General features: G+C 74.0%; 2 protein-coding genes. Both read right to left on the reverse strand.

Translation table 11 applies throughout. The annotated features are described in order from the left end of the window. The coding region (locus AB0O19_RS38410; RefSeq protein ID WP_363626384.1) for a condensation domain-containing protein at positions 1–2,472 on the reverse strand (2,472 nt) is incomplete at its 3' end. Positions 2,473–2,630: 158 nt separating this feature from the next. Beyond that, on the reverse strand, positions 2,631–2,867 hold a 237-nt coding region (locus AB0O19_RS38415), incomplete at its 5' end, for a phosphopantetheine-binding protein (protein ID WP_363626386.1).

Consider the following 2,867-nt stretch of genomic DNA (forward strand, 5'->3'; position numbering starts at 1 on the left):
GGCGGTGAGGGAGGGGCGGCCGGTGTAGCCGCGGGCGAGTCCGGCGCCGGCGATGTAGAGCTCGCCTGCCACGCCGGCGGGTACGGGCTGCAAGGTGCTGTCGAGCACGTACGTCCGGGTGTTGGCCAGCGGGCGGCCGATCGGCACGACGTTCGGGACCGCCGAGGCGGGGGTCATGGTGAAGGTGGTCTTGATGGCCGTCGTCTCGGTGGGCGCGTAGACCGCGACGACGGAGGTGTCCGGGCACGCCTGGAAGAGCCGGCGGACGGCCTCGGGCGGGACGACGTCGCCGCCGGTCCACACCTGCCGGACGGCCCGGAAGGCCTCCGGTGTCTCCTCGGCCATCAACCGCAGCAGGCCCGAGGGCGCCTGGACCAGGGTCACCCGGTGGGTGGTGATGGTCTCGGCGAGGCGCCGGATGTCCAGCTCGCCGGGCTCGGCCAGCACGATCGCCCCGCCGGTGACGAGCGGTGCCCAGATCTCGGTGGTGGAGGCGTCGAAGGCGGTGGGCGAGTGCAGCAGGACACGCTCGTGGTGGCCCGCGCGGAAGTGCTGGTTGCCCAGCAGGTCCACCACGTTGCGGTGGGTGACGGCGACGCCCTTGGGCAGGCCGGTCGAGCCCGAGGTGTACATCACGTAGACCAGCTGGCCGGGGTGCACGGGCACGGCCGGGTCGCCCGCTTCGGGGGCCGTGGCGAGCAGGGCGTCGGTGACCTCGACGGTGGCGAAGCCGCCGGTGGCGAGGACCGGATGCCCGTGGTGGGCCGGGTCGGTGAGCAGCAGGCCGGTGCGGGTGTCGGTGAGGATGTGCTGGAGCCGGTCCAGCGGGTAGCGGTCGTCCAGCGGGACGTACGTGCCGCCCGCCTTGGCGATCGCGAGGACGGCCGTGAGCAGCCCGGCGGAGCGCTCCATCAGCACCGCCACCGGCTGTTCGGTGGTCAGGCCGCGCGCCAGCAGCAGGGCGGCGAGGCGGTTGGCGCGGCCGTTCAGTTCGGCGTAGCTGAGCTGTTCGGCGTCGGTGATCAGGGCGGGGGCGTCGGGGGTGGTGGCGGCCTGGGCCTCGAACAGCCGGGGCAGGCTGGTGTCGGGCACCGGCGCGGTCGGTCCGTTCCAGCCGGTGAGCAGGTGCTCGCGTTCGGCGGGGTCGAGGATCTCGATGCTGCCGATCGGGGTGTCCGGGTCGGCCGCGACGGCGCGCAGGACGCGCAGCAGGCGCTCGGCGAGGGCGGTGGCGGTGGCGTGGTCGAAGAGGTCGGCCGCGTAGTCGACGGCGCCGCGGACACCGAGGCAGTCGCCGTCCGCCGTGAGGTGCTCGACGAAGTTGAAGTTCAGGTCGAACTGGGCCTGGGCCTCGCCGGCCTCGACCGGCCGGGCCGACGCCGGGCCGAAGGCGAGGTCGTCGGCCCGCTCCGTGTTCAGGGTGACGAGCGACTGGAAGAGGGGGTGGCCGGCGGTGCGGGTGGGGTTGAGGTGTTCGACCAGGCGCTCGAAGGGGATGTCCTGGTGGTCGTAGGCGTCGAGGTCGGTGCGGCGGACGCGGTCCAGCAGTTCCCGGAAGCTCGGGTCGCCGGTGGTGTCGGTGCGCAGCACCAGGGTGTTGACGAAGAAGCCGACCAGGTCGTCGAGGGCTTCGTCGGTGCGTCCGGCGACGACGGTGCCGATCGGCAGGTCGGTGCCCGCGCCGAGGCGGGTGTAGAGGGTGGCGACGGCGGCTTGCAGGGCCATGAAGAGGCTGGCGTTCTGCGTGCCGGCCAACTCGGCCAGAGCGGTGTGCAGTTCGACGTCGAGTTCCAACTCGGCGGCGCCGCCCCGGCGGGTGGGCGCGGCCGGGCGCGGCCGGTCGTACGGGAGCGCCAGCTCCTCCGGGAGGCCGGACAACGCCTGCTGCCAGTAGGCGAGTTGAAGGGAGACGACGCTCTCGGGGTCGTCCTCCTCACCGAGCAGCTCGCGCTGCCAGAGGGTGTAGTCGGCGTACTGCACCGGCAGCGGCTCCCACTGCGGCTCGGTGCCGGCGAGCCGGGCCTCGTACGCGGTGGCGAGGTCGCGGAAGAGCGGGGCGACGGACCAGCCGTCGCTGGCGATGTGGTGCGTCAGCAGCAGCAGGACGTGCTCGCCCGGCGAGGGGAGGGCGTACAGCCAGGCGCGGACGGGGAGGTCGGCGGCGAGGTCGAAGACCTGCCCGGCGTCCTCGCGCAGCCGCTCGGACAGTTCGGCTTCGTCGGCCACCGGCACCCGGTGCAGCGGCGGGCGCCCCTGGTCGAGGATGTGCTGGTGGGGCTGGCCGTCGGTGGTCGGGAAGACGGTGCGCAGCACCTCGTGCCGGGCCACCACGTCCCACAGCGCGCCTTCGAGGGCGGCGGTGTCGAGCTCGCCGGTCAGCCGGAGGGCGAACGGCGTGTTGTAGAGGGCGCTCGGGCCCTCGAACTGCTCGATGAACCAGAGCCGCTGCTGGGCGAACGACAACGGGATCAAGGTCTGCCTCCGACTGGCGACTTACGGCTGCTGTGGCTGGTAGGGCTGGTAGGGCTGGTGGGGTTCGGCGGTCGCGGGCCGCGGCGGGCCGCGCCGCCGGCCGGGCCGGCGGCGGGCGCGCATCCTGTGGTGGACGGGGCCGCGACGTGGGCGGCGGGTCAGGCCGGGCCGCCCGGGCGGCGCATCGGCCGCAGGGCCGGGCGGGCCTTCTTCGGCGCGGCTGTCTGCTCGCGCCCGGGCAGGACGGCGGCCAGGGCGGCGACCGTGGGAGCGTCGAACAGGGTGCGGATCGGCAGCTCCGTCCCGAGGGCGGTGCGGATGCGGCTGACCAGTTTGGTGGCGAGGAGGGAGTGGCCGCCGAGGTCGAAGAAGCGGTCGTCGATGGTGACGGTGGT

Origin of the sequence: Kitasatospora sp. NPDC091276, from assembly GCF_040684355.1 — a bacterium.
GTDB lineage: Bacteria > Actinomycetota > Actinomycetes > Streptomycetales > Streptomycetaceae > Kitasatospora.